The 542-nt window shown below is 74.7% G+C and carries 1 protein-coding gene; it reads right to left on the bottom strand.

Translation table 11 applies throughout. The annotated features are described in order from the left end of the window. Nucleotides 1-353 (bottom strand): YgjV family protein (locus FV223_RS29575; protein ID WP_147730112.1); only part of this gene is annotated, 353 nt, incomplete at its 3' end. Nucleotides 354-542: the final 189 nt, after the last annotated feature.

The following is a 542-nucleotide window of genomic DNA, read 5'->3' as shown; positions in this document are numbered from 1 at the left end:
GCGCAGGCCGACGGCCAGCCGGACCAGGTCGCCAGCGTCGTCCCGGCGGCGACCAGCGTCGTCGCGGCGAAGAGTGGTGCCACCCAGGCGGCACGGCCCGCGGGCCCGATCGCCTGCGCCGAGACGAGGTTCTGCAGCAGGGCGATGGCGCACATCGCCGTGCCGGTGAGCGCGCCGAGATGCAGGTAGTGCAGGCCGAAGGCGGCGGCGCATCCGGCCGAGGCGAGAAGCATCCCGCGCCGATGCGGCAGGATCCCGGCGGCGAAGCCGAGCAGCAGGCCGAGGGTTCCGAAGAGGTCGAGATGCGGCTTCGCCGCGGCCCATCCGCTCAGGGCCAACGTCATCAGGGTCATGGTCCGCGCCCGGTCGGCGCGGAAGCGCGCCGCACTGGCGGCAGGCGCTAGGTCGTCATGGTAACCGGTCGGTTAACGGGCATTTCGGGTGCCCGCCCCCGTCGCTGCGGCGCAACCGCAGATCACCGCGTGGGGCGGCGCGGGCGGGACCCTCCGACGGGGGCCGGAAGCCTCTACGCCGTGCCGGCG

It is taken from the genome of Methylobacterium sp. WL116, from assembly GCF_008039455.1.
In the GTDB taxonomy this organism is placed as follows: domain Bacteria; phylum Pseudomonadota; class Alphaproteobacteria; order Rhizobiales; family Beijerinckiaceae; genus Methylobacterium.
This window is presented reverse-complemented; position numbering and strand designations above follow the sequence as displayed.